General features: G+C 68.3%; 21 protein-coding genes. 10 read left to right on the top strand and 11 right to left on the bottom strand.

What is annotated here, in order from left to right:
- The first annotated feature begins 116 nt into the window (after positions 1-116).
- A complete protein-coding gene (locus AC07PA_RS18440; protein ID WP_494606105.1) occupies positions 117-1,268 on the top strand; it encodes an MFS transporter in 1,152 nt (383 codons plus the stop codon).
- Between the two features lie 17 nt (positions 1,269-1,285).
- Here the strand turns inward: AC07PA_RS18440 and AC07PA_RS18435 are convergent, their stop codons facing one another.
- Positions 1,286-2,299 carry a LacI family DNA-binding transcriptional regulator gene (locus tag AC07PA_RS18435; protein ID WP_007848007.1) on the bottom strand — a complete coding sequence of 338 codons (1,014 nt, stop codon included), beginning with the start codon at positions 2,297-2,299 and terminating at the stop codon, positions 1,286-1,288.
- Positions 2,300-2,665: 366 nt separating this feature from the next.
- On the opposite strand from AC07PA_RS18435, the gene AC07PA_RS18430 reads away from it, so the two are divergent.
- The 5 genes from AC07PA_RS18430 to AC07PA_RS18410 all read left to right on the top strand — a co-directional run bounded on the left by AC07PA_RS18430 (position 2,666) and on the right by AC07PA_RS18410 (position 8,484).
- Positions 2,666-3,625 carry a Bug family tripartite tricarboxylate transporter substrate binding protein gene (locus AC07PA_RS18430; RefSeq protein WP_007848031.1) on the top strand — a complete coding sequence of 320 codons (960 nt, stop codon included), beginning with the start codon at positions 2,666-2,668 and terminating at the stop codon, positions 3,623-3,625.
- 66 nt (positions 3,626-3,691) lie between these two features.
- Positions 3,692-4,843, top strand: a complete 1,152-nt coding sequence (locus tag AC07PA_RS18425; protein ID WP_494606102.1) for an L-talarate/galactarate dehydratase — start codon at positions 3,692-3,694, stop codon at positions 4,841-4,843.
- 43 nt (positions 4,844-4,886) lie between these two features.
- On the top strand, positions 4,887-6,494 hold the full coding sequence (garD, locus tag AC07PA_RS18420) for a galactarate dehydratase (RefSeq protein WP_007848037.1): 1,608 nt from the start codon (positions 4,887-4,889) through the stop codon (positions 6,492-6,494).
- A 67-nt stretch (positions 6,495-6,561) separates the two neighbouring features.
- The gene (locus tag AC07PA_RS18415; RefSeq protein WP_494606100.1) at positions 6,562-7,668 is read left to right on the top strand and encodes an SMP-30/gluconolactonase/LRE family protein; all 1,107 of its coding nucleotides are present in this window, start codon (positions 6,562-6,564) and stop codon (positions 7,666-7,668) included.
- A gap of 45 nt (positions 7,669-7,713) precedes the next feature.
- The gene (locus AC07PA_RS18410; RefSeq protein ID WP_007848041.1) at positions 7,714-8,484 is read left to right on the top strand and encodes an SDR family oxidoreductase; all 771 of its coding nucleotides are present in this window, start codon (positions 7,714-7,716) and stop codon (positions 8,482-8,484) included.
- Positions 8,485-8,612: 128 nt separating this feature from the next.
- Here AC07PA_RS18410 and AC07PA_RS18405 read toward each other — a convergent pair whose 3' ends face one another.
- On the bottom strand, positions 8,613-8,951 hold the full coding sequence (locus AC07PA_RS18405; protein WP_007848043.1) for a metalloregulator ArsR/SmtB family transcription factor: 339 nt from the start codon (positions 8,949-8,951) through the stop codon (positions 8,613-8,615).
- A gap of 94 nt (positions 8,952-9,045) precedes the next feature.
- On the opposite strand from AC07PA_RS18405, the gene AC07PA_RS18400 reads away from it, so the two are divergent.
- Positions 9,046-9,426 (top strand): thiol-disulfide oxidoreductase DCC family protein, encoded by a 381-nt coding sequence (locus tag AC07PA_RS18400; protein WP_494606097.1) that lies wholly within the window; start codon positions 9,046-9,048, stop codon positions 9,424-9,426.
- 41 nt (positions 9,427-9,467) lie between these two features.
- Positions 9,468-10,175 (top strand): bifunctional 2-polyprenyl-6-hydroxyphenol methylase/3-demethylubiquinol 3-O-methyltransferase UbiG, encoded by a 708-nt coding sequence (ubiG, locus tag AC07PA_RS18395; RefSeq protein ID WP_494606095.1) that lies wholly within the window; start codon positions 9,468-9,470, stop codon positions 10,173-10,175.
- A gap of 6 nt (positions 10,176-10,181) precedes the next feature.
- Here ubiG and AC07PA_RS18390 read toward each other — a convergent pair whose 3' ends face one another.
- From AC07PA_RS18390 to AC07PA_RS18355, 8 genes are all read right to left on the bottom strand, one after another.
- Entirely contained in the window at positions 10,182-10,508 is a 327-nt protein-coding gene (locus tag AC07PA_RS18390; RefSeq protein WP_494606093.1) for a thioredoxin family protein, read from the bottom strand.
- Positions 10,509-10,594: 86 nt separating this feature from the next.
- On the bottom strand, positions 10,595-11,887 hold the full coding sequence (gene moeA, locus AC07PA_RS18385; protein WP_494606091.1) for a molybdopterin molybdotransferase MoeA: 1,293 nt from the start codon (positions 11,885-11,887) through the stop codon (positions 10,595-10,597).
- Positions 11,884-12,525, bottom strand: a complete 642-nt coding sequence (gene mobA, locus AC07PA_RS18380) for a molybdenum cofactor guanylyltransferase MobA (protein WP_494606089.1) — start codon at positions 12,523-12,525, stop codon at positions 11,884-11,886. Before mobA ends, moeA begins: the two co-directional genes overlap by 4 nt.
- 60 nt (positions 12,526-12,585) lie before the next feature.
- On the bottom strand, positions 12,586-13,722 hold the full coding sequence (moaA, locus tag AC07PA_RS18375; RefSeq protein ID WP_494606088.1) for a GTP 3',8-cyclase MoaA: 1,137 nt from the start codon (positions 13,720-13,722) through the stop codon (positions 12,586-12,588).
- A 68-nt stretch (positions 13,723-13,790) separates the two neighbouring features.
- Positions 13,791-14,552 (bottom strand): SDR family oxidoreductase, encoded by a 762-nt coding sequence (locus AC07PA_RS18370; protein WP_494606086.1) that lies wholly within the window; start codon positions 14,550-14,552, stop codon positions 13,791-13,793.
- Between the two features lie 62 nt (positions 14,553-14,614).
- On the bottom strand, positions 14,615-15,202 hold the full coding sequence (locus AC07PA_RS18365; protein WP_494606084.1) for a DUF2889 domain-containing protein: 588 nt from the start codon (positions 15,200-15,202) through the stop codon (positions 14,615-14,617).
- Positions 15,203-15,257: 55 nt separating this feature from the next.
- The gene (locus AC07PA_RS18360) at positions 15,258-16,691 is read right to left on the bottom strand and encodes an aldehyde dehydrogenase family protein (protein WP_494606082.1); all 1,434 of its coding nucleotides are present in this window, start codon (positions 16,689-16,691) and stop codon (positions 15,258-15,260) included.
- Between the two features lie 92 nt (positions 16,692-16,783).
- A complete protein-coding gene (locus AC07PA_RS18355; protein ID WP_007848069.1) occupies positions 16,784-17,488 on the bottom strand; it encodes a Crp/Fnr family transcriptional regulator in 705 nt (234 codons plus the stop codon).
- 109 nt (positions 17,489-17,597) lie between these two features.
- Between AC07PA_RS18355 and AC07PA_RS18350 the strand changes: the two genes are divergently transcribed.
- Both AC07PA_RS18350 and AC07PA_RS18345 read left to right on the top strand, forming a co-directional pair.
- The gene (locus tag AC07PA_RS18350; protein ID WP_145697986.1) at positions 17,598-18,125 is read left to right on the top strand and encodes an Mpo1-like protein; all 528 of its coding nucleotides are present in this window, start codon (positions 17,598-17,600) and stop codon (positions 18,123-18,125) included.
- A gap of 113 nt (positions 18,126-18,238) precedes the next feature.
- The gene (locus AC07PA_RS18345) at positions 18,239-19,114 is read left to right on the top strand and encodes a bile acid:sodium symporter family protein (RefSeq protein WP_494606080.1); all 876 of its coding nucleotides are present in this window, start codon (positions 18,239-18,241) and stop codon (positions 19,112-19,114) included.
- On the opposite strand, the gene AC07PA_RS18340 is transcribed toward AC07PA_RS18345, so the two are convergent.
- Complete coding sequence (locus AC07PA_RS18340; protein ID WP_494606078.1) at positions 19,109-21,430, bottom strand: DUF1631 family protein; 2,322 nt, start codon at positions 21,428-21,430, stop codon at positions 19,109-19,111. The two genes, AC07PA_RS18345 and AC07PA_RS18340, sit on opposite strands and share 6 nt — an antisense overlap.
- Positions 21,431-21,524: the final 94 nt, after the last annotated feature.

Raw genomic sequence — 21,524 nt, 5'->3', positions numbered from 1 at the left:
TTAAAGGCGCGCTCTCCATGACGTCACGCATTTCGCATTCTTCTTCTCCGTCTTCCTCTCCCTCCGTTTCTTCTTCCGTTCGCCCGCTCGGGTTGGCTGGTGCACCCGCGCCTGCCTTGTTCACAGCGCTTGCGCCGGTGGTGCTGGCGGTCTTCCTCGGGTTCTTGTCCATCAGCATCCCGCTCGGCGCTCTGGCGCTGGAGGTGCGCGACCACCTGGGCTTTGGCGCGGCCACGGTGGGCTGGGCCATCGGCCTGCAGTCGCTGGCCACCCTGCTCACGCGCCACCAGGCGGGCACCTTGTGCGACCAGCGCGGGCCGCGCTTTGCCGTGCTGCTGGGCCTGCCGCTCACGGCCTGCTCGGGGCTGGCCTATGTGCTGGCCAGCATGCTGCCCATGGCGCCTGCGGCCAGCCTGGCCGTGCTCATCCTCGGCCGCCTGGTGGCGGGCCTGGGTGAAAGCCTGTTCCTCACCGGCCTCATGAGCTGGGGCATCGCCCGTGTGGGGCCGGCGCGCACGGGCGCCGTCATGTCCTGGGTGGGCATCGCCATCTACGCCGCGCTGGGCCTGGGCGCGCCGCTGGGGCTGGCGGTGCAGCCGGCCTTCGGCTTTGCCTGCGTGGGCGTGCTGGTGCTGCTCACGCCGATGGTGGCCTGGGCCATCGCATTGCGGTTGCCGGCGGTACCGGCCTCGGGTGGGCAGCAGCGCGTGCCGTTCCACCGCGTGCTGGGCCTGATCTGGCGGCCGGGCCTGGTGCTGGCGCTGGCCACCGTGCCCTATGCGGCCATGGCGGCCTTCCTCACGCTGGCATACGCAGCCCACGGCTGGCCGCATGCGGGCACGGCGCTGCTGGGCTTCAGCGCGGCCTATGTGCTGGTGCGTCTGGTGGGTTCGGGCCTGCCGGACCGCTTCGGTGCCACCGCTGTCGCCGTGGGCTCGCTGGCCTTCGAGGCCGTGGGCCAGGTGCTGGTCTGGCAGGCCGGCAGTCCCGCCATGGCCGTGCTGGGTGCCACGCTCACGGGCCTGGGCTTTTCGCTCGTGTTCCCGGCCATGGGCGTGCTGGCCACGCGTTCGGTGCCACCCGAGCAGCGCGGCCGCGCCGTGGGCAACTTCATCGCCTTTGCCGACATTGCGCTGGGCGTGACGGGGCCGGTGGTGGGCATGGCGACGCACTGGTTCGGCATTGGCACGGCCTTCCTCGTGGGAGCAGGTGCCACGTGTCTGGCGCTGGCCCTGCTGGCTAGCGTGCGGCTGGGGGGCAGGGCGTAGGCCCGTGCCCCCGGCGGTTACTCCGCGTCCACCGACGTGGAGCGCCGCTCGATCATGCGAAACCCCAGGTCCACGATGGGCTGCTCCACGGTCTCGCCATTGCAGCGCGCCAGGATGAGCTGTGCGGCCAGGCGGCCGATCTCGGGGCCGTCCACGTGCACGGTGGTGATCGACGGCACCATGTGCGCGCCGAACTCGGCATTGCCGAAGCCCACCACGGCCAGGTCCTCGGGCACGCGCAGGCCACGGGCCTGGGCCTCCACCAGCACGCCGTGGGCCAGGGTGTCGGAGCTGCAGCACACGGCCTGCAGGCCCGGCTCCTTGTCCAGCAGCTCGGCCAGCGCGCGGCGGCCCAGGGCCAGGCTGCTGGGCGCGGGCACCACGGCCGTGGGCACGTCGTCGCGGCCCAGCGTGGCCAGAAAGCCCTCGCGCCGCAGCATGGCGCGGTGGTCGCTGCCGGTGGCGATGCCGACCCTGGTCCAGCCGCGCGAGAGAAAGTAGCCACCCACCGCTCCGCCCACCTTGAGATGCGAGAAGCCGATCACCATGTCCACCGGCCGGTCGCTCAGGTCCCAGGTTTCCACCACCGGGATGCCGGATCGCCTGAGCCGGTCGCGTGCCTTTTGCGACTGCACCAGGCCGGTCATCACGATGCCGTCGGGCTGGCGGCTGATCATGGTGTTGAGCACGGCCTCCTCGCGCTCGGCGTCGTAGTTGGTCTGTCCCACGATGACCTGGTAGCCGCCCGCGGCCAGCGCCGAGGTGAGGGTCTGCACGGTGGGCAAAAACTGCGATACCGACAGCGCCGGCACGATGGCCGCGACCATGCGGCTGCGCTTGGACTTGAGGCCGCCTGCGAGCAGGTTGGGGATGTAGCCCGTGGCCTCCACGGCCTCGCGCACCTTGGCGATCGTCTTGTCCGACACCACGCCCGGGTTGCTCAGCGCGCGCGAGGCGGTGATGAGCGATACGCCCGCGACCTTGGCCACATCGTGCAGGGTGACGGGCTTGTGGGGGGCGGGGGTGTTCATGGACGGGTACGGCGACGCAAGGGCAGGGCTGGCGCAATGGAGAGAGAAGTCCGTACCCTACCAAAATTCCGGGCCCCTTCCGCGGTGGGAGGCCCGGGCAGGGTGCCTGGTGGCTGGCTTGCAGACACTGCGCATTGCCCAGGTTGACTGCGGCAAATGACAACGATATCATTTGCGCTGAACGGTAGCAAAGGCGCTTTCACGAGGCTTGTGGCTTTCGGAAAGATGGAGCAGTCGGCAAGACGACTTCATTTGCCAAAAATGACAACGTTACCATTTCGGGGGAACACTGCTTTCCCCTCCCGGCCGTGCCGCTCGTCCATGGGTGATGGGCGGTCAGACCGTTTACCAACAAGGAGACAACGCATGAAAAACACACTCACAGCCCTGTGCCTCGGCCTGGCCGCACTCGCATCGCACGCCCAGGCCTGGCCTGAAAAAGCGGTGACATTGGTCGTACCGTTCCCGCCCGGGGGCTCCACCGACCAGGTGGCGCGCGCCGTGGGCCCGCTGCTCACCAACAAGTTCAAGCAGTCCTTCCTGGTGGAGAACAAGGCCGGGGCCACGGGCACCATCGGCGCCACCTTCGTCAAGCGTGCGCCGGCCGATGGGTATACCTTCCTGGTCACCTCGCTGGGCCCGCTGGTCATCACGCCGCATCTGCTCAAGGGCATGCAGTACGACCCGCTCAAGGACTTCGACCTGGTCACCGTGGCCGTGCAGTCGCCCAATGTGCTCGTCGTGCCCACCAATTCGCCGCTCAAGTCGGTGGCCGACGTGATCGCCAGCCTCAAGGCCAATCCCGGCAAGCTGACCTTCGCCTCGGCTGGCAACGGCTCCAGCGACCACCTGACGGCCGAGCTGTTCTGGCAGCAGACGGGCACCACGGCCATCCACGTGCCCTACAAGGGCGGCGCGCCCGCGCACACCGACATCATGGGCGGGCAGGTCGATGCCTCGTTCCAGAACGTCAACTCGGTGGTGCAGTACATCAAGGGCGGCAAGATGCGCGCCCTGGCCGTCACCAGCGCAGCGCGTTCGCCCGTGCTGCCCGACGTGCCCACCCTGACCGAAGCCGGCGTGAAGAACGTGGAAGTGACCTCCTGGCAGGCCATCGTCGCCCCCAAGGGCCTGCCGCCCGCCGTGCGCGAGAAGGCCCACGCCGCGTTCGCCGAGGCGCTCAACGACCCCAAGGTCAAGGACCAGTTCGTCGGCATCGGCTTCGAGATGGTGGTCAACACGCCAGCCCAGTTCGCTGAGTTCCAGAAGAAGGAATACGCGCGCTGGAAGACGGTGATCGAGACCGGCAAGATTTCGATTGATTGATGCCTCCCTGCCCCAAGGCGCCGCCTTGGGGCCTCTGTGTTCCCTGTCGTTCCCCAGCCCCTGCCCATGACTGCCTCTACCCCCTCCGCCGCTGGCGATTCCATCGCCTGGGTCCGCATCTCCTCGTGCTACCTGCCGCTGGCCAACCCGATCAGCGATGCCAAGGTGCTCACCGGCCGCCAGAAGCCAATGACCGAGATCGCGATGCTGTTCGCCGAGATCGAGACCAAGGATGGCCACAAGGGCCTGGGGCTGAGCTATTCCAAGCGCGCGGGCGGGCCAGGGCAGTTCGCCCATGCCAAGGAGATCGCGCCCGCGCTGATCGGTGAGGACCCGAGCGACATTTCGCGCCTTTGGACCAAGCTGTGCTGGGCCGGTGCCTCGGTGGGGCGTAGCGGCATGTCCACCCAGGCCATCGGCGCCTTCGACGTGGCGCTGTATGACCTCAAGGCGCGCCGCGCGGGGCTGTCGCTGTCCAAGCTCTTGGGCTCGCAGCGCGACTCGGTGCAGTGCTACAACACCTCGGGCGGCTTTCTGCACACGCCCATCGAGCAACTGGTGGTGAACGCGGGCGCTTCCATCGAGCGCGGCATCGGCGGCATCAAGCTCAAGGTCGGCCAGCCCGACCGGGCGCTGGACATCAAGCGCGTGGAGACCGTGCGCAAGCACCTGGGCGAGCAGGTGCCGCTGATGGTGGACGCCAACCAGCAGTGGGACCGCCCCACGGCCCAGCGCATGTGCCGCATCTTCGAAGAATTCAACCTGGTGTGGATCGAGGAGCCGCTCGACGCTTACGATTTCGAGGGCCACGCCGCCCTGGCCGCGACCTTCGACACACCGATCGCCACCGGCGAAATGCTCACCAGCGCTGCCGAGCACGGCGAGCTGATACGCCACCGCGCAGCCGACTACCTGATGCCCGACGCACCGCGCGTGGGCGGCATCACGCCCTTCCTCAAGATCGCCGGGCAGGCCGAGCATGCCGGCCTGAGCCTGGGCCCGCACTTCGCCATGGAGCTGCACGTGCACCTGGCTGCCGTGTATGCCACCGAGCCCTGGGTCGAGCATTTCGACTGGCTGGAGCCGTTGTTCAACGAGCGCCTGGAGATCCAGAACGGTCGCATGCTCGTGCCCACGCGCCCCGGCCTGGGCCTGAGCCTGAGCGAGCAGGCGCGCGCCTGGACACGCGAGAGCGCAGAAGTCGGACAGCGCCCCTGACGCGCCTGCGGTAGATTGAGAAAAACAGCACCGAGAAAACCCCATGACCGATAGCACCGCATCCACCACGACCCCGGCGCGGCCGCCCCTGCACATCAAGATGGACGAGCGCGACAACGTCGCCATCGTCGCCAACGACGGGGGGCTGCCTGCGGGCACGGTGTTTCCCTCTGGCCTGACCTTGGTGGACAAGGTGCCGCAGGCGCACAAGGTGGCGCTGGTGGACATCCCTGAAGGCGGCGAGGTGCGCCGCTACAACGTGCCCATCGGCTATGCCCTGAAAGCCATCCCCGCGGGCAGCTGGGTGCACGAGCGCCTGCTGCGCATGCCTGAGGCGCGCGAGCTCGAAGGCCTGCCCATCGCCACCGTCAAGCCCGAGCCACAGCCCGCGTTGGAAGGCTACACCTTCGAGGGCTACCGCAATGCCGATGGCTCGGTGGGCACGCGCAACATCCTGGCCATCACGCAGACCGTGCAGTGCGTGGCCGGTGTCACCGACTTCGCCGTGCAGCGCATCAAGGCCGAGCTGCTGCCGCGCTTTCCCAACGTCGACGACGTGGTGGCGCTGGAGCACACCTATGGCTGCGGCGTGGCCATCGACGCACCCGACGCGGTGATCCCCATCCGCACGCTGCGCAACATCTCGCTCAACCCCAACTTCGGCGGCGAGGTCATGGTGGTCAGCCTGGGCTGCGAGAAGCTGCAGCCCGAGCGCCTGCTGCCGCCTGGCAGCATCCCGCTGGTGGATGAGCGCAGCGTGGCCGACACGGGCACCAGCGCCGAAACGCCGCTTGACGTGGTGTGCCTGCAGGACGATGCGCACGTGGGCTTCATGTCCATGGTCGACTCCATCCTGCGCCAGGCCGAGCTGCACCTCAAGCGCCTGAACGCGCGCCGGCGCGAGACCGTGCCTGCCAGCGAACTCGTGGTGGGCGTGCAGTGCGGCGGCAGCGATGCGTTCTCGGGCGTCACGGCCAATCCGGCCGTGGGCTACTGCACCGACCTGCTGGTGCGCGCAGGTGCCACCGTGATGTTCTCGGAAACCACCGAGGTGCGCGATGGCATCGACCAGCTCACCTCGCGTGCCTCCACCCCCGAAGTGGCCGAGGCCATGATCCGCGAGATGGCCTGGTACGACGCCTACCTGCAGCGCGGCCGGGTGGACCGCAGCGCCAACACCACTCCGGGCAACAAGAAGGGCGGCCTGTCCAACATCGTGGAAAAGGCCATGGGCTCCATCGTCAAGTCGGGCAGTTCGCCCATCTCGGGCGTGATCTCGCCGGGCGAAAAGCTCCGCCAGCGCGGCCTGATCTACGCGGCCACGCCGGCCAGCGATTTCATCTGCGGCACCCTGCAGCTGGCTGCGGGCATGAACCTGCACGTGTTCACCACCGGCCGCGGCACGCCCTATGGCCTGGCCCAGGTGCCCGTCATCAAGGTGGCTACGCGTGACGACCTGGCGCGCCGCTGGCATGACCTGATGGACATCAACGCCGGAACGATCGCCACCGGCGAAAAGACGATTGCCGACGTGGGCTGGGAGATGTTCCAGCTCATGCTCGACGTGGCCAGCGGCCGCAAGAAGACCTGGGCCGAGCAGTGGAAGCTGCACAACGCTCTGGTCCTCTTCAACCCGGCCCCGGTGACCTGATTCCGCGGCCGAGGATCGGCCGCGTTCCGCCTTCTTTCATTCAAAACCACAACAGGAGACAAGAGCGATGACGACAAACAAGAACCAGGCCCGCCGGCAGTTCCTGAAAACGGCGGCCGGCACTGGCATGGCTGCGCTGAGCGGCCTGGCTGGCGCCCAGGCCTTCGACTTCAGGCCCCAACAGCGCTACCCCGACCCGTCGGTGTTCATCCTGGACCCGGGCTTTTCCAAGTACCGCATCTACAGCAGCACGGTGGAGCAGTTGGGCACGGGCATGCGCTGGGCCGAGGGGCCGGCCTATTTCCCCCAGGGCGGCTACCTGCTGCTCAGCGACATCCCGAACAACCGGCTGATGAAGTACGACGAGAAGACCGGGCAGTTCTCGGTGCACAAGACCAACGTCAACTACGCCAACGGCAATGTCTGCGACCGCCAGGGTCGGCTCATCACCTGCGAGCATTCGGTCACACGCCGGGTGGTGCGCACCGAGAAGGATGGGCGCACCACCGTGCTGGCCGACCGCTTCGAGGGCAAGCGCCTGAACGCGCCCAACGACATCGTCGTCAAGTCGGACGACAGCGTCTGGTTCACCGATCCCATCTTCGGTATCAACGGCGAATGGGAGGGCTCGCGCGCCACGCCCGAGCAGGCCACGACGAATGTCTACCGCATCGCGCCCGACGGCAAGCTCACCGCGGTGATCACCGACCTGGTCAATCCCAACGGCCTGGCCTTCTCGCCCGACGAGAAGAAGCTCTACGTGGTGGAGTGGAAGGGCACGCCCCACCGCAGCATCTGGGCCTACGACGTGTCTGCCGACGGGGCCAGCGTCTCCAACAAGACCAAGCTCATCGATGCGGCCGGCCCCGGCGCCCTCGACGGCTTCAAGGTCGACCGCGACGGCAACCTGTGGTGCGGCTGGGGCTACACCGGTGCCGTGGCGGCCGAGCCCACGGACATCGGTGGCGGCATGAGGGCGCACCTGCCCACGGGCCGCTCCGACGAGATGGACGGTGTGAAGGTCTTCAACCCCGAGGGCAAGCCCATCGGCTTCATCCGCCTGCCCGAGCGCTGTGCCAACCTGGCCTTTGGCGGGCCCAAGCGCAACCGGCTGTACATGACCAGCAGCCATTCGCTGTACGCGCTGTACGTCGAGTCGCACGGAGCAGTGTAAGGTCTCGCGTTCGCCAGTTTTTACCTATCCAACAGGAGTCATTGCGTGTCCTCTCTTCCCGCACAGAAAGTCGCTCTCGTCACCGGTGCCGGCAGCGGCATCGGCCGTGCCGTTGCCCTGCAGCTCGCCAAGGACGGTTTCCACGTCGTGGCCACCGGGCGCCGTACCGAATTGCTCGATGCCCTGGTGGCCGAGGTGCAGGCTGCGGGGGGCAAGGCCCTGGCCGTGGTGTCCGACGTGCGCGACCCGGCCAGCGTGGATGCGCTGTTCCAGACCGTCGAGAAGGAATGCGGCCGCCTGGACGTGCTGTTCAACAACGCCGGCATCGGCGCGCCTGCCGTGCCCATGGACGAACTGCCCGTGGAAAAGTGGCTGGACGTAGTGAACACCAACATCACCGGCGTGTTCCTGTGCGCGCGGGCCGCCTTCGGCCTCATGCGCCGCCAGTCGCCGCAGGGCGGGCGCATCATCAACAACGGCTCCATTTCCGCGCACACGCCGCGGCCCTTCAGCAGCCCCTACACGGCCAGCAAGCATGCCGTGCTGGGCTTGACCAAGTGCCTGGCGCTGGACGGCCGCGCCTACAACATCGTCGGCTGCCAGATCGACATTGGCAATGCGCTGACCGACCTGGCGGCCCGCATGGGCAAGGGCGAAGGCGTGCGCCAGGCCAATGGCACCATGTCCACCGAGCCGCTGATGGACGTCAAGCACGTGGCCGATGCCGTGAGCTACATGGCCAGCCTGCCATTGAGCGCCAATGTGCTCAACATGACGGTGATGGCATCGAACATGCCGTTCGCCGGAAGAGGCTGAGGCGGCTTGACCTTCAACCGGCTAACGTCGTTGGAGAGCCTTGCCGTGCTACAGCACTGTCTGCGGCTCTCCGCCTAGCTATCCGGATGAATGCCAAGCCGCGAGACTGCTGAGGGGCAGGCTTCGTTCTACTTGACAGTCGGCTTGGCGCCTGCCGCCTTGGCCTTGCTCTGGGCCAGGGCGCGGCTTTCCTTCTTGAGCCCCGTGGACACGGGGCACACGCTCTGCATGAAGCCCGTGAGCGTGTGGGCCAGGTTGTCGCGCAGCAGGCTGTAGTAGACGAACTGGCCGCGCTTTTCCGACGTGACGAGGCCGGCGTTCTCCAGCACCTTGAGGTGCTGCGAGAGCGAGGGCTTGCTCATCTCGAAGCGCGCGGCGATCTCGCCCGCGGACAGCTCGGTCTCAGACAGGTAGGCCAGGATCTTGCGCCGGGGGGTGGACGCAAGCGCTTCGAAGATTTTTTCCATCCGCGCATTCTAGCGAAGCTGTGTCGTGACTTATTTAATTAAATATTTAGGTATTTAACTAAATATTGCTATGATGGCTGCAAAGGACATGGCCATGAGCAACACCCCCAACCCCACTGCCACCGTGTACTACAACAGCGCCTGCCCCGTGTGCGACGCCGGCATCTGCGCCATGCGGGAGCGGCTGGCCGCCGATGGGGATGTGCAATGGGTGGACGTGCACCAGCACCCCGAGGTGCTCGATGCCCTGGGCCTGGAGCTCGAAGCCGTGCGCGAGCGCCTGCACGTGGCCGACGGGCAGGGGCGCATGCAGGTGGGCGCCGATGCCCTGGCCGCAGCCCTGCGGCGCGTGCCGTGCTGGGGCTGGCTGGCCGCGCCGCTGCGGTGGTGGGGTGTGCGCAAGGTCACCGACCTTTTCTACAACGCCTTTGCGCGCCGGCTCTACCGCTGGAACCGGGCCAAGGGCCATTGGTAAGCAGATCAATCGTTTTCCCATTCCAAAGAAGGAGCCACACCATGGTCCACACCAACTTCGACGCCGCCGAACTCGCCAAATTCCAGCAACTGGCCGATCGCTGGTGGGATCCGCAATCGGAGTTCCGCCCGCTGCACGAGATCAACCCGCTGCGCCTGCAGTGGATCGACGATGAGGTCTCGCTCGCCGGCAAGCGTGTGCTCGACGTGGGCTGCGGCGGCCGCATCCTGGCCGAGTCCATGGCCCGGCGCGGGGCCGACGTGCTGGGTATCGATCTGGCGGACAAGCCGCTCAAGGTGGCCACGCTGCATGCGCGCAAGAGCGGGGCGAGCGTGGCCTACCGCGCCGTGTCGGCCGAGGAGCTGGCGGCCGAGCAGCCAGGCAGCTACGACGTGGTGACCTGCATGGAGATGCTGGAGCATGTGCCCGACCCGCGCCTGGTGGTCGAGGCCTGTGCGCGGCTCGTGAAGCCCGGTGGCTGGGTGTTCTTTTCCACCATCAACCGCACGCCCTTTGCGTGGCTGATCGCAGTGTTTGGTGCCGAGTATGTGCTGCGGCTGCTGCCCGTGGGCACGCACGACTGGCACAAGTTCATCCGCCCGCACGAACTCACCGTCCATGCCCATGGGGCCGGCCTGGCCCTTAGGGATGCGCGCGGGCTGGGCTACAACCCGTTCACCCGGGCATTCAGGCTGCACCGCGCGCTGCGCGTGGGCTACCTGTTGGCGATGAAGAAGAAGGAGGGCTGAAGGGGCTCAGCCGGCCACGGCCTGCAGGGCCTGCTGTACATCGGCCGCCTGCTGCGGGCGCACCAGGCGCTCCACTTCCTTGCCATCCTTGAGGAAGACCAGCGTCGGCCAGAGCTTCACGCCGAAGGTGCGTCCCAGGCGCTGGCCGGGGCCGTCCTCGACCTTGATGTGGGCCACGTCGGCGCGGTCCTTCAAGGCCCCTTCGATGAGCGGCTGGGCGCGCTGGCAGTGGCCGCACCAGGGCGTGCCGAACTCGACGACGGTGGTTCCCGCCAGCTGGTTCACTTCATCGCGCGAAGGGGGCTGTACAAGGTGTTTGGCTGCGTAAGGCATGGTGTATCTCGTTCCAATGGAGGATGTTCGGTACAGCGTAGACCGTGTCGGGCCAGGCGTGGGGAAGGCCAGGCCGCACCTGCATGTCAGATCACGCCGTCAAAAACCATCACGTCGACGGGCTCGCCGGCCGCCACGTCGCCCTGGCCATGGTGCAGCACGATGAGGCCATTGGCCTGCACCATGGAGCTGAGCACGCCCGAGCCCTGGTTGCCGGTGGTGCAGACCTGCAGGCTGCCGTCGGGCGCGGTGCTCACCGTGCCGCGCTGGTACTCGGTGCGGCCGGGCTTCTTGCGCAGGGCTTCGGTGCTGGTGGCGCGCATCAGGGGCACGGGGGTGTGGGTGCTGCCCATCATGCGCAGCAGGGCCGGGCGCACGAAGGCCAGGAAGGTGACCATCACCGCCACCGGGTTGCCGGGCAGGCCGAACAGCACGGCGCTGCGGCCATCATCCTGCGTGTCGCTGGCCAGGCGGCCCACGGCCATGGGGCGGCCGGGCCGCATGGCGATGCGCCAGAAGGCCACGTCGCCGAGCTGCTTCATCATGGTGCGCGTATGGTCGGCCTCGCCCACGCTCACACCACCGCTGGTGATGATGGCGTCGGCCTGCTGCGCCGCCTGGCGAAAGGCGGCCTCCAGCAGGGCGGGCTCATCGCGCACCACCCCGAGGTCGATCACCTCCACCCCCAGGCGCGTGAGCAGGCCGAACACGGTGTAGCGGTTGCTGTCGTACACCGCGCCCTCGCGCGGGGCCTCGCCCAGGCTCAGGATCTCGTCGCCGGTGGAAAAGTAGGCCACGCGCAGGCGCCGGTACACCGCCACCGTGGGCAGGCCCAGGCTGGCCACCAGGCCCAGCGCGGCGGGGGTGAGCAGTTCGCCCTGCGCGAGCGCAACACTGCCTTGCATCAGGTCCTCGCCCTCGAAGCGGCGGTTATCGCCCGGGCGCAGCACATCGGCGGCAATGGTGATGGACCCGTCCGCCCCGGTGCTGGTGAACTCCTGCGGCACCACGGTGTCCAGGCCCGCCGGCATGATGGCGCCGGTCATGATCTTCACGCACTCGCCTGCAGCCACGCTGCCCGTCCAGGCCTTGCCGGCCAGGGCCGTGCCCACGGGGCGCAGCGTGAGCGGCTGGCCCGGCACCAGTTGCGCACCGTCCAGCGCGTAGCCGTCCATGGCCGAGTTGTCGTGCGGCGGCACGCTCACGGGCGAGACCACGTCGCTGGCCAGCACGCGGCCCAGCGCATCGAAGAGGGGCAGGGTTTCGCTGCCCTGCACCGGCTGCACCAGGCGCGCGAGGAAGGCGTTGGCATCGGCAACGCTCAGGGCCTTGGGGTCGTAGCCCTGCAGTTCGGCGGCAATCTGGGCAAGGGTCTTCATGGGCGGTTGGATGGTGTACCGGCCTCCAGCGCATGCAGCTCGGCCAGGGTGTTGGCGTTGAAGAAGGCCTGCGGGTCGTCGCCCGGTGCGTTGAACGGCACGACGGCGCAGGCATGCTGGCCGGTCCAGGCATCGATCTTGCGACCGCCGGCCTGGGTGAAGGCCACCAGGCTCTCCAGCAACTCCACGCGCATCAGGCAGAACACGGGCTGGGGGCGCACGGCCACCTGGCCGCTGCCGTCGTCCTCGGGGGCGGCCGCCATGGCGATGTCGGCACCCGCTTCCTCGGCCGCAGCAGCCAGGCGCGCAGCCAGGTCCAGCGGGAACAAGGGGGTGTCGCAGGGCACGGTCAGCATCCACGGCGTCTCGCAGCGCTCCAGCCCGGTCATGAAGCCGGCCAGCGGCCCCGCATAGTCGGCCAGTACGTCGGGCCACACCGGTGCACCGAAGGATTCGTAGGCTGCCAGGTTGCGGTTGGCGTTGACCATGGTGGCCCCGGTCTGCATCTGCAGCCGCATCAGCGTGTGCAGCGCCAGCGGCATGCCGCGAAAGCCCTGCAGGCCCTTGTCGACCCCGCCCATGCGGGAGCCGCGGCCCCCGGCCAGCACGAGGCCGGTGATGTCCTGGATGTCGATCATTGGAAGGTGTGGCCCCGTGCGCGTTGAAGAAAAAATGAAAGGGCAGCCGTGGCTGCGCCGTCAGCCGCCGATGTAGCTCATCTCCACCCGGCGCGGCCCTGGCGTGGCATCCGCGGGCAGGCTGCTGCGCAGCTCCGAGTAGCGGTCGCTGCGGCCTTGCCAGATGGGGGCGATGGCCGCGGCGATGTCTTCGTCGCTGGCGCCGCCGCGCAGCAGGCTGCGCAGGTCGTGGCCCTGGGTGGCGAAGAGGCACAGGTAGAGCTGGCCCTCGGTGGACAGGCGGGCGCGGTTGCAGTCGTGGCAGAAGGCCTGCGTGACGCTGCTGATCACGCCGATCTCGCCCAGCGCCGGGTCGTGCCGGCCGCTGGCATCGGCATAGCCCCAGCGCTCGGCGGTCTCGCCAGGGCTGGCAGGGTCGAGCGGCACCAGGGGCAGGTGGGCGCGCAGGCGCTCGATGAGCTCGGCCGAGGGCAGCACCTCGTCCATGCGCCAGCCGTTGGTGGCCCCCACGTCCATGTACTCGATGAAGCGCAGCGTGGTGCCCGTGCCGCGAAAGTGCCGCGCCATGGGCAGGATCTCGTGGTCGTTGGTGCCGCGCTTGACCACCATGTTGACCTTGATCTGCGACAGGCCCGCCGCGTGCGCGGCCTCGATGCCGGCCAGCACGTCGGCGACCGGAAAGTCCACATCGTTCATGCGCCGGAACACCGTGTCGTCCAGGCCGTCGAGGCTTACCGTCACGCGGTTCAGGCCCGCGTCCTTGAGCGCCCGGGCCTTGCGCACCAGCAGCGATCCGTTGGTGGTGAGCGTGAGGTCGGGGGCCGTGCCGTCCACCGTGCGCAGCGCCGCGAGTTGCTCCACCAGCGCTTCGAGGTTCTTGCGCAGCAGCGGCTCGCCGCCCGTGAGGCGGATCTTGCGCACCCCGTGGGCCAGGAACAACCGGGCCAGGCGCGTGATCTCCTCGAAGCTGAGCAGCGCGCTGTGCGGCAGGTAGGGGTAGTCCTTGTCGAAGACTTCCTTGGGCATGCAGTAGCTGCAGCGGAAGTTGCAGCGGTCCGTCACGCTGATGCGCAGGTCGCGCAAGGGCCGCCCGCGCGTGTCCACCAGGTGGCCCGTGGGCGCCTGGCCATGCAGCGGCACCACCGCCTTCAAGGCGGCGATGCGCTGGTCCACCAGGGGGATCACACGTTCGGCCATGGGGCCGATTTTGCCGCAGTTGCGGATTCAGGCATGCTGCACTGCAGCTTGCCCTTGGGGCTCGTAGGTTAGACGCAGCGGCCGCCGTCTACCTCTATACAGACGCCATTGATGAACGAAGCCTCGTCGCTGGCCAGGTAGAGGGCGGCGTTGGCCACGTCCAGAGCGGTGGAGAAGCGCCCCAGCGGGATGGTGGCCAGGAACTTGGCGCGGCGTGCGTCGTCCACCGGGCCGCCCGCGAATTCGGCGGCCAGACCCGTGTCGGGGTTGAACACCGGGTTGATGCAGTTCACGCGGATGTTGTCCGGACCCAGCTCGGCCGCCATGGACTTGCTGGTGATGATCACGGCACCCTTGGAGCCGTTGTACCAGGTCAGGCCCGGGCGCGGGCGCAGGCCGGCCGTGGAGGCGATGTTGATGATGCTGCCACCGCCCACCTTGCGCAGCGCGGGCACGGCGTGGATGGCCGAGAGGTAGATGCTCTTCATGTTGATGGCATAGACCTTGTCGAACTCTTCCTCGTTCACCTCCAGCATGGGGCGGTTGCGGTGCGTCCAGCCGGCGTTGTTGACCATCACGTCGAGCTGGCCGTACAGGCGCACGGCTTCGTCGACCAGGGCCTTGACCTGGGCCGAATTCGTCACGTCGGCCTTGAAGAAGGCGGCCGTGCCGCCGGCGGCGGTGATCTCGGCCACCACGCGCTGGCCGCCGGCTTCGTTGATGTCGTTGACGATGACTTTGGCGCCCTCGGCCGCCAGGCGCTTGGCGATGCCCTCGCCAATGCCGTTGCCGGCGCCGGTGACGATGACGGACTTGTTCTGTGCACGCATGGAGTGTCTCCCTGTCTTTGGAAAATGGGGGGCGGTAAAAAGTAAGGGTGGGGCGGCCGTGGTCAGCGCTCGGCGGGCGGTGCCGCCGTCTCGGGCTTGCCGAGCGCGATGGGCACACGGCCGTAGAACTGCGGGAAATGTTCCTTCACGCCGTTGCCGTCGAACGCCCAGCCCGTGCACTGGCCCAGGTGGCGCGGCGGGTCGCCATTGGCGGGCGGCGCGAACACGGCGGTGACGGACTGGAAGGCGGCCGTGGCCAGGTTGAACAGCAGCTCGCGCAGGTGGGTGCAACTGGCCACGCCGCCCAGGTGTTTCTGGATGGCCTGGCGCCAGCCACGGGTCATGCTGCAGCCCACCATCTGCTGCAGCGCGGCCTGGGCCAGCGGGCAGTCCTTGAGCGGGTGGGCGTCCATCGCCACGTCGATGGCCTGCACCACGAGCTGGCGGTCCACCGTGACGCGCAGCAGCATGTGGTGGATGGGCTCGCCCGCGCGGCGCATGCCTTGACCACGGTGCACGGGCGCATCGTAGGCCTTGCTGTCGTGCAGCTCGCCTTCGATGTCCCACAGGCCGTCGTCGCGCTCGAAGCCCTGGTAGGTCACGCGCCGGACATGCCGGGCGGTGCGAGGGGCGGGGGGGCTCAGGGGCATGGAAAAATGATTCTGAATCTCGGTGTCCCGCGGCGGGCGAGGGACACCTGGCGCATCAGCCGTGCTTGATGGCGACCGTCTTGAGCGTGGTGAAACCGTACAGTGCCTCGAAGCCTTTTTCGCGGCCGTAGCCGCTGGACTTCACGCCGCCGAAGGGCAGCTCCACGCCACCACCGGCACCGTAGTTGTTGATGAACACCTGGCCGCTGTGCACGCGCTTGGCCATGCGGAACTGGCGCGAGCCGTCGCGCGTCCAGATGCCGGCCACCAGGCCGAACTGCGTGGCATTGGCCAGCTCCACCGCATGGTCCTCGTCCTGGAAGGCCATGGCCGAGAGCACGGGGCCGAAGACTTCTTCCTGCGCCAGGCGGTGCTGCACCGGCACGTCGCGCAGCAGGGTGGGGGCCTGGTAGAAGCCGCCCTCGGGCGATTCGTCCACCACCACGCCCTGGGCCACCATGGGGATGCCGGCCACCTGTGCGTCGGACAGGAAGTCCCACACGCGCTGCTGCTGGGTCTGGCGGATCAGCGGGCCCACATCGAGGTCCATCGCCGCCGGGCCCACGCGCAGGGCCTCGAAGGCCTTGCCCAGGCGTTCGAGCAGGGATTCGTAGATCAGCGAGTCGATCAGCACGCGCGAGCCGGCGCTGCAGGTCTGGCCCGCGTTCTGCACGATGGCGTTGATCACCACGGGCACGGCGGCATCCAGGTCGGCATCGGCGAAGATGATCTGCGGGCTCTTGCCACCGAGCTCCAGCGTCACGGGGCAGTGGCGCTCGGCCGCCACCTGCTGGATCAGCGTGCCGATCTTGGGGCTGCCGGTGAAGCTGATGTGGTCGATGCCGGGGTGGCGCGCGAGCGCGTCGCCCACCTCATGCCCATAGCCGGTGACGATGTTCAGGGCCCCCGACGGGAAGCCCACCTCGGCCGCGAGCTGCGCCACGCGGATCAGCGACAGGCAGGCGTCCTCGGCTGGCTTGACCACGCAGACGTTGCCGGCGGCCAGGGCGCCGCCCACGCTGCGGCCGAAGATCTGCATCGGGTAGTTCCAGGGGATCACGTGGCCCGTCACGCCATGCGGCTCGCGCCAGGTGAGCACGCTGTAACCGTCCAGGTAGGGCAGGGTCTCGCCATGCAGCTTGTCGCAGGCACCGGCATAGAACTCGAAGTAACGCGCCAGCGCCAGCGTGTCGGCCCGCGCCTGCTTGGTGGGCTTGCCGCAGTCGCGCTGCTCCAGCGCGGTCAGCTCGTCGGCATGCTCGAGCACCTTGGCCGACAGGCGCTGCAGCAGGCGGCCGCGCTCGGCGGGCGCCATGCGCTGCCACACGGCGTTGTAGCACTGGCGCGCCGCATGCACCGCCGCGTCGATGTCGTCGGCGTTGCTGCGCTGGATCTCGTCGAAGGGTTGGCCGTCGGACGGGTCGATCACGGGCAGCGTACGGCCCGACGAAGACGGTACGGAGGCGTTGGCGATGTAGTTCAGTTGCATGGTGCCATTTTGCCCGGAAATACAACGTGTTCTTAGTATTTGTGGCGCAATTGCCGCTGGGTGATAACCCGTATGCGTCGATAGCTATCGTTTCAATAGCAAGTCGCGCGCAGGGCCGCCAGGTCCAGGATCTCCACCTCGCCACGGTGCACGCGCACCAGGGCCCGGGCCTCAAGGTCCTTGAGGATCTGGTTGGTGGTCTGGCGCGAAATGGCCAGCATCAGCGACAACTGCTCCTGCGAAATCCCGATCACCCGGCGCGACTGGCCTTCGGCCGTCCACTGGCCATAGCCCTCTGCCATCATCACCAGGCGTCGCGCCAGGCGCTGGCCGGCAGGCAGCAGGGCCAGTTCCTCGATGGCCACGAAGGCCGTGCGCAGCTTGTCGGTGAGCAGCAGGGCCAGCGCATGCCAGTGCTGCGGGTGGGCGGTGAGCCAGGCCTGCAGCGGCTCGTGCGGTATCTGCAGCAGGGTGCTGGCCTCGGCCGCGTGCGCATCGTGCGTGCGCGCCGAGTTGTCGAAGACCGAGATCTCGCCGAACCAGTGCGGCGGCTCCAGCCGCGTGAGCATGGCCGCGCGTGCCTCGTCGGCCCGCCCGCCCGTGCCCGAGATGTTGATAGCGCCGCGCACCACGGCGTACAGGCCGCAGGGCGCATCGCCGCGCAGGAAGAGCACCTCCCCCGGCGCCAACTGGCGCAGGTGGGCCATGGCCAGCAGGGGCTGGGCAAAATCGGGGGGCAGGTGGGCGAACCAGCGGCCGGTCTGGAGCACGGGAAGGTAGGCGGCGGGTTCGGTCATGCAGGAAGGAGAGGGCGGTCGGGCAGGGCGTTGTGTCGGCTTTCCGACAGACTGTGGCGGGGCATCGGGCGAGTATGGATGCTGCTCAAAACAATACCAGGAGACACCCATGAAAACCCTGATCGACCAGCTGTCCCAGTACGCCGACTACCACCGCGACCCGCGCAACATCCACACCCACTTCGTGGGCGTGCCGATGATCATGTTCGCCGTGGTGATCCTGCTCTCGCGTCCCACCTGGCTGCCGGGCGGGGTGCCGGTGGGGCCGGCCCTGGTGGCGGCCCTCGCGGCCAGTGTCTTCTACTTCCGGCTCGATACGCGCTTCGGCCTGGTGATGGCCACCTTGCTGGCCGCCATGCTGGCCGGCGGCCAGTGGCTGGCGCTGCAGGGCACCACGCTGTGGCTGGCCACGGGCGTGGGCCTGTTCGCCGTGGGTTGGATCATCCAGTTCGTGGGCCACTACTACGAGGGCCGCAAGCCGGCCTTCGTGGACGACCTGGCGGGCCTGATCGTCGGCCCGCTCTTCGTGGTGGCGGAACTGGGCTTTCTGATGGGCCTGCGCAAGGAAGTGCAGCACGCTATCGAGCAGCGCAGCGGCCCGGTGCGCCTGCGCACGGGGCCGGCTGCCACGGCCTGACCTGGCGCGTCTCCCCCTCTCTCCCCGTTCATTGAATCTGGCCCACGGCACCGCATGGCGGTGCCGTGGGCTTTGCCACAGGAGCGCGGCCCGTCTGGCCGCGTGAGCGCACCATGAGTTTCATTTCCATCCTGCCCACGCTGCTGTTCATTGCGCTGGGCCTCGTCATGTTCGGCCTGGGCCTGTCGCTCACCGTGGCGGACTTCAAGCGCCTGCTGCAGTACCCGCGCGCCGTGGTGCTGGCCCTGGTGCTGCAGGTGCTGGTGCTGCCAGCGGTCTGCTACGGACTGATCGTGCTGCTGGGCGTGCCGCCGCTGTATGCCGTGGGGCTGATGCTGCTGGCGGCCTCGCCGGGCGGCGTGTCGGCCAACCTGTTCAGCCACCTGTTCGGCGGCAACGTGGCGATGAACATCTCGCTCACGGCCATCAACACGCTGCTGTCCATCGTGAGCCTGCCACTCATCACCAACTGGGCCATCGCCACCTTCGCCAAGACGGGCCAGGTGGTGCCGCTGCAGTTCGGCAAGGTGCTGGAGGTGATCGTGATCGTGCTCATCCCGGTGGTCGTGGGCATGTGGGTGCACCGGCGCGCGCCGGCCTTCAGCGCGCGCATGGAAAAGCCCATGAAGCTCTTCAGTGCCGTGGTCCTGGCGGCCTTTGCACTGATCGCCATCGTGAAGGAATGGGCGGCCCTGTCGGCCTCGTTTGCCGACATCGGCCCCGCCGTGCTGCTGTTCAACGCCCTGAGCCTGGGCGCGGGCTACTTCCTGCCGCGCGCGGTGGGCATGGACAAGTCCATGGCCACGGCCATCGGCTTCGAGATCGGCATCCACAACTCCACGCTGGCGATCTTCATCGCGCTGTCGGTGCTGAACAACTTCCAGCTCGCGCTGCCGGCCGCCATCTACTCGGTCAGCATGTACATCATGGCGCCGCTGTTCGGCATGCTGGTGCTGCGCAGGCAGGGGCAGAAGGCCCCGGGCTCATGACCTGCTTTCCACGCTGTTGCGCATGGCCGTCTGTGCCACGGCGTCCAGGGCCACATCCACCACGGGCTGCTGGCTGAGTACCTGCAGGTTGCCCTGCTGGATGCACCGGTCGAGCAGCCGCAGGGTCATCGACTGGGTGCGGCCGGACGCGTTGGTGAAGAGGAAGAAGGTGCCCTGCGAGCCGACCCAGGACAGCTGGGTGCGTTCCCACTGGCCCGCCACCAGCAGGTTGACCCAGCTGCCGACGGCCAGCGTGGGCCTGGCGGGCGCATCCGCCGGGGTGGGGGCCGGCAGGGGCTCCAGGTCCCCTGGCACAGAGGGCTGCAAGTCGTCCATGAAGCCGGAATCCTGGGCTTCCGATGGCGCGACCCATGGCTCTTCATCCAGGAGCAGGTCCGGTGGTTCCGCAGACTCGGTGCCCGGCGGCGCTGGAGCATGGGACATTGCGTCAGGCTTGGGCCCGCCCTGGAAGGCCTGCTGGTGCAACTGCATCAGCTGCTCGAAGACGGCTTCGGTCCTGTCAGCTGGGTAGTCGATCAAGGCGAGCCCCTCGCGCAGCCGGGGCAGCAGCTGGGGGATCAGGCGCGCGAGCTCACCGGTGTTCATGCGGGTCAGCTCGGGCTGCGCGCTCCAGACCAGGGCGCCCACCAGCTCCTGGTAGCGGCCCGGGTCGGCGCTGCCTGTCTGGTCGATGAGGCGCGCCTGGGCCATGACCTGGGCCCAGGGGCCGAGCAGGAAATGGGCAATTTCGCCGGGAATCTGCTCGAACTGCGGCAGCAACCGGATCTCGCCGGACAACCTGGCCGCCAGCACGTGGCGCTGCTCGGCGTGTTGCAGCGCCTCGATGGCGCGCTGGCGCTCCTGTTCGCGCGCCTGCTCGCTGTCTGCCCATTGCGCATGCAGCTGCTGGCGGACCTGCTCGAAATCGTCGGCCCCTTCGATGGTGGCCGTGGCCAGCGGGCCGGCAATGTCCATGAGGGAGCGCATGAAGCGCTTGAAGCCCGGTGCCTCGGGCCCGTTGAAGGCCATGGCGTGGTCGGTGATGTCCTGCAGCAGGCGGCGCGCGGGGTGCTCCTTGTTGCTGAAGAACCGGGGGTCGGCCAGCGCCAGCTGCATCAGGGCAGGCTCCAGGGCGCGCACGAACTGCTGCACGGGCCACAGCAGCCGGCTGTCGCGCGCGATGTTGTCCACCATCAGCGCAACCACCTCCATGCCCAGGGCGTCGCCCAGCCCCGCGGCGCGCCGCTGGCCCGAACCGTCGCCCGGCTGGGCGCGCTGGCCACCCAGGCGCTCCATCATCTGGCCGACCTGGTTCATCTCCTGCAGCGCCTCGAAGGCGGCGGGCACGGTCATGGCGAAATCCGTGGCGGGCGGGTCGATCTGCGGAAGCTCGGCCGGGCTCTCGAACTCGCGTGCAAAACGTTCGGCGAAGGGCTCATCGTCCGGCGCGGCCGCCGGGGCCTGCGCCGGCGCGTGTTTCTCGCTGAACTCGCCGAGCAGCAGGCGGCGCAGCCGGTCAAGCGTCAGCAGCGGGTCGCCGGAGCCTGCCGGCACGGGCAGGTCCGTTTCCGCCCCGAACCCGGGGGATGCTCCGTCGCCACCCGGCGCGACGTACACATACTCGCCGTCGGCTTGGCGCATGGCGTAGCCCACGGGCTGCACCCCGCCTTGCTTGAGCAGATCGATCTGCGCCAGGTAGAGCTTGCGTAGCTCGGTGCCCAGCGCCTTGGCCATGTGTGCCATCCAGTCGTGCCGCACCTGGGCGGTGGCCTGCATCTGCGACACCACGGCCTGCAGTGCCTGCAGGAAGACTTCGGGGCGCAGGGGGTTGTGCTCGGGCTGCACCCTGGGCAGCCCCTGGGCTGCGCACACCAGGGCATCGAGGTCGGCCAGCGGTCCCTCGACGGCAGACGCCAGCACCTGGGTGGCGCGGGCGCGCTCGATGCTTTCGGTGATCTGCGACTCGTCCATCAGTTCGAGCTGGTCGAAATGGATGGAGAACAGGGAGCGCGAGGGTTTCTCCTCCCCGAGCGCCGTGGTCTGCTGTGCGAGTGCCTTGCGCAGCGCGCCGGGGTAGCGCTCGCCCATCACGGAGGTGAGTCGCATGAGCTGCTGCTGCGCTTCGAGCATGCCCTGGTGCTCGCCCGGCGTGCGGGCCTGGTCCTGGCGCAGCTGCAAAGACATGCGCGTCGCCTCGGCGACGCGCTCCATCAGCTGCCTGGAATCGGCCAGCACACCCTGGACGATGCGCTGGTAGTGCGGGGCGTTGCCGCCGAGAGGGGCAGGGTCAGGCAGTGCGGAATGTGTCAAGGCCATCTTCTCTGGGAATACCGGAATGCCTGTGATGGTACGCGGGCTTGCTGCCCAGGTGCCCAAGAATCTGCTCAAGAAGACCTTGAGCAGGTTCCAG

This window comes from Acidovorax sp. GW821-FHT09B03 (genome assembly GCF_059418305.1).
This window is presented reverse-complemented; position numbering and strand designations above follow the sequence as displayed.

Excerpts from the sequence above, each read along its gene's own strand:
- AC07PA_RS18435 (WP_007848007.1), bottom strand. The coding sequence starts at position 2,299 with ATGAACACCCCCGCCCCCCACAAGCCCGTCACCCTGCACGATGTGGCC.
- AC07PA_RS18430 (WP_007848031.1), top strand. The coding sequence starts at position 2,666 with ATGAAAAACACACTCACAGCCCTGTGCCTCGGCCTGGCCGCACTCGCA.
- AC07PA_RS18425 (WP_494606102.1), top strand. The coding sequence starts at position 3,692 with ATGACTGCCTCTACCCCCTCCGCCGCTGGCGATTCCATCGCCTGGGTC.
- garD (WP_007848037.1), top strand. The coding sequence starts at position 4,887 with ATGACCGATAGCACCGCATCCACCACGACCCCGGCGCGGCCGCCCCTG.
- AC07PA_RS18415 (WP_494606100.1), top strand. The coding sequence starts at position 6,562 with ATGACGACAAACAAGAACCAGGCCCGCCGGCAGTTCCTGAAAACGGCG.
- AC07PA_RS18405 (WP_007848043.1), bottom strand. The coding sequence starts at position 8,951 with ATGGAAAAAATCTTCGAAGCGCTTGCGTCCACCCCCCGGCGCAAGATC.
- AC07PA_RS18400 (WP_494606097.1), top strand. The coding sequence starts at position 9,046 with ATGAGCAACACCCCCAACCCCACTGCCACCGTGTACTACAACAGCGCC.
- ubiG (WP_494606095.1), top strand. The coding sequence starts at position 9,468 with ATGGTCCACACCAACTTCGACGCCGCCGAACTCGCCAAATTCCAGCAA.
- AC07PA_RS18390 (WP_494606093.1), bottom strand. The coding sequence starts at position 10,508 with ATGCCTTACGCAGCCAAACACCTTGTACAGCCCCCTTCGCGCGATGAA.
- moeA (WP_494606091.1), bottom strand. The coding sequence starts at position 11,887 with ATGAAGACCCTTGCCCAGATTGCCGCCGAACTGCAGGGCTACGACCCC.
- mobA (WP_494606089.1), bottom strand. The coding sequence starts at position 12,525 with ATGATCGACATCCAGGACATCACCGGCCTCGTGCTGGCCGGGGGCCGC.
- moaA (WP_494606088.1), bottom strand. The coding sequence starts at position 13,722 with ATGGCCGAACGTGTGATCCCCCTGGTGGACCAGCGCATCGCCGCCTTG.
- AC07PA_RS18370 (WP_494606086.1), bottom strand. The coding sequence starts at position 14,552 with ATGCGTGCACAGAACAAGTCCGTCATCGTCACCGGCGCCGGCAACGGC.
- AC07PA_RS18365 (WP_494606084.1), bottom strand. The coding sequence starts at position 15,202 with ATGCCCCTGAGCCCCCCCGCCCCTCGCACCGCCCGGCATGTCCGGCGC.
- AC07PA_RS18360 (WP_494606082.1), bottom strand. The coding sequence starts at position 16,691 with ATGCAACTGAACTACATCGCCAACGCCTCCGTACCGTCTTCGTCGGGC.
- AC07PA_RS18355 (WP_007848069.1), bottom strand. The coding sequence starts at position 17,488 with ATGACCGAACCCGCCGCCTACCTTCCCGTGCTCCAGACCGGCCGCTGG.
- AC07PA_RS18350 (WP_145697986.1), top strand. The coding sequence starts at position 17,598 with ATGAAAACCCTGATCGACCAGCTGTCCCAGTACGCCGACTACCACCGC.
- AC07PA_RS18345 (WP_494606080.1), top strand. The coding sequence starts at position 18,239 with ATGAGTTTCATTTCCATCCTGCCCACGCTGCTGTTCATTGCGCTGGGC.
- AC07PA_RS18340 (WP_494606078.1), bottom strand. The coding sequence starts at position 21,430 with ATGGCCTTGACACATTCCGCACTGCCTGACCCTGCCCCTCTCGGCGGC.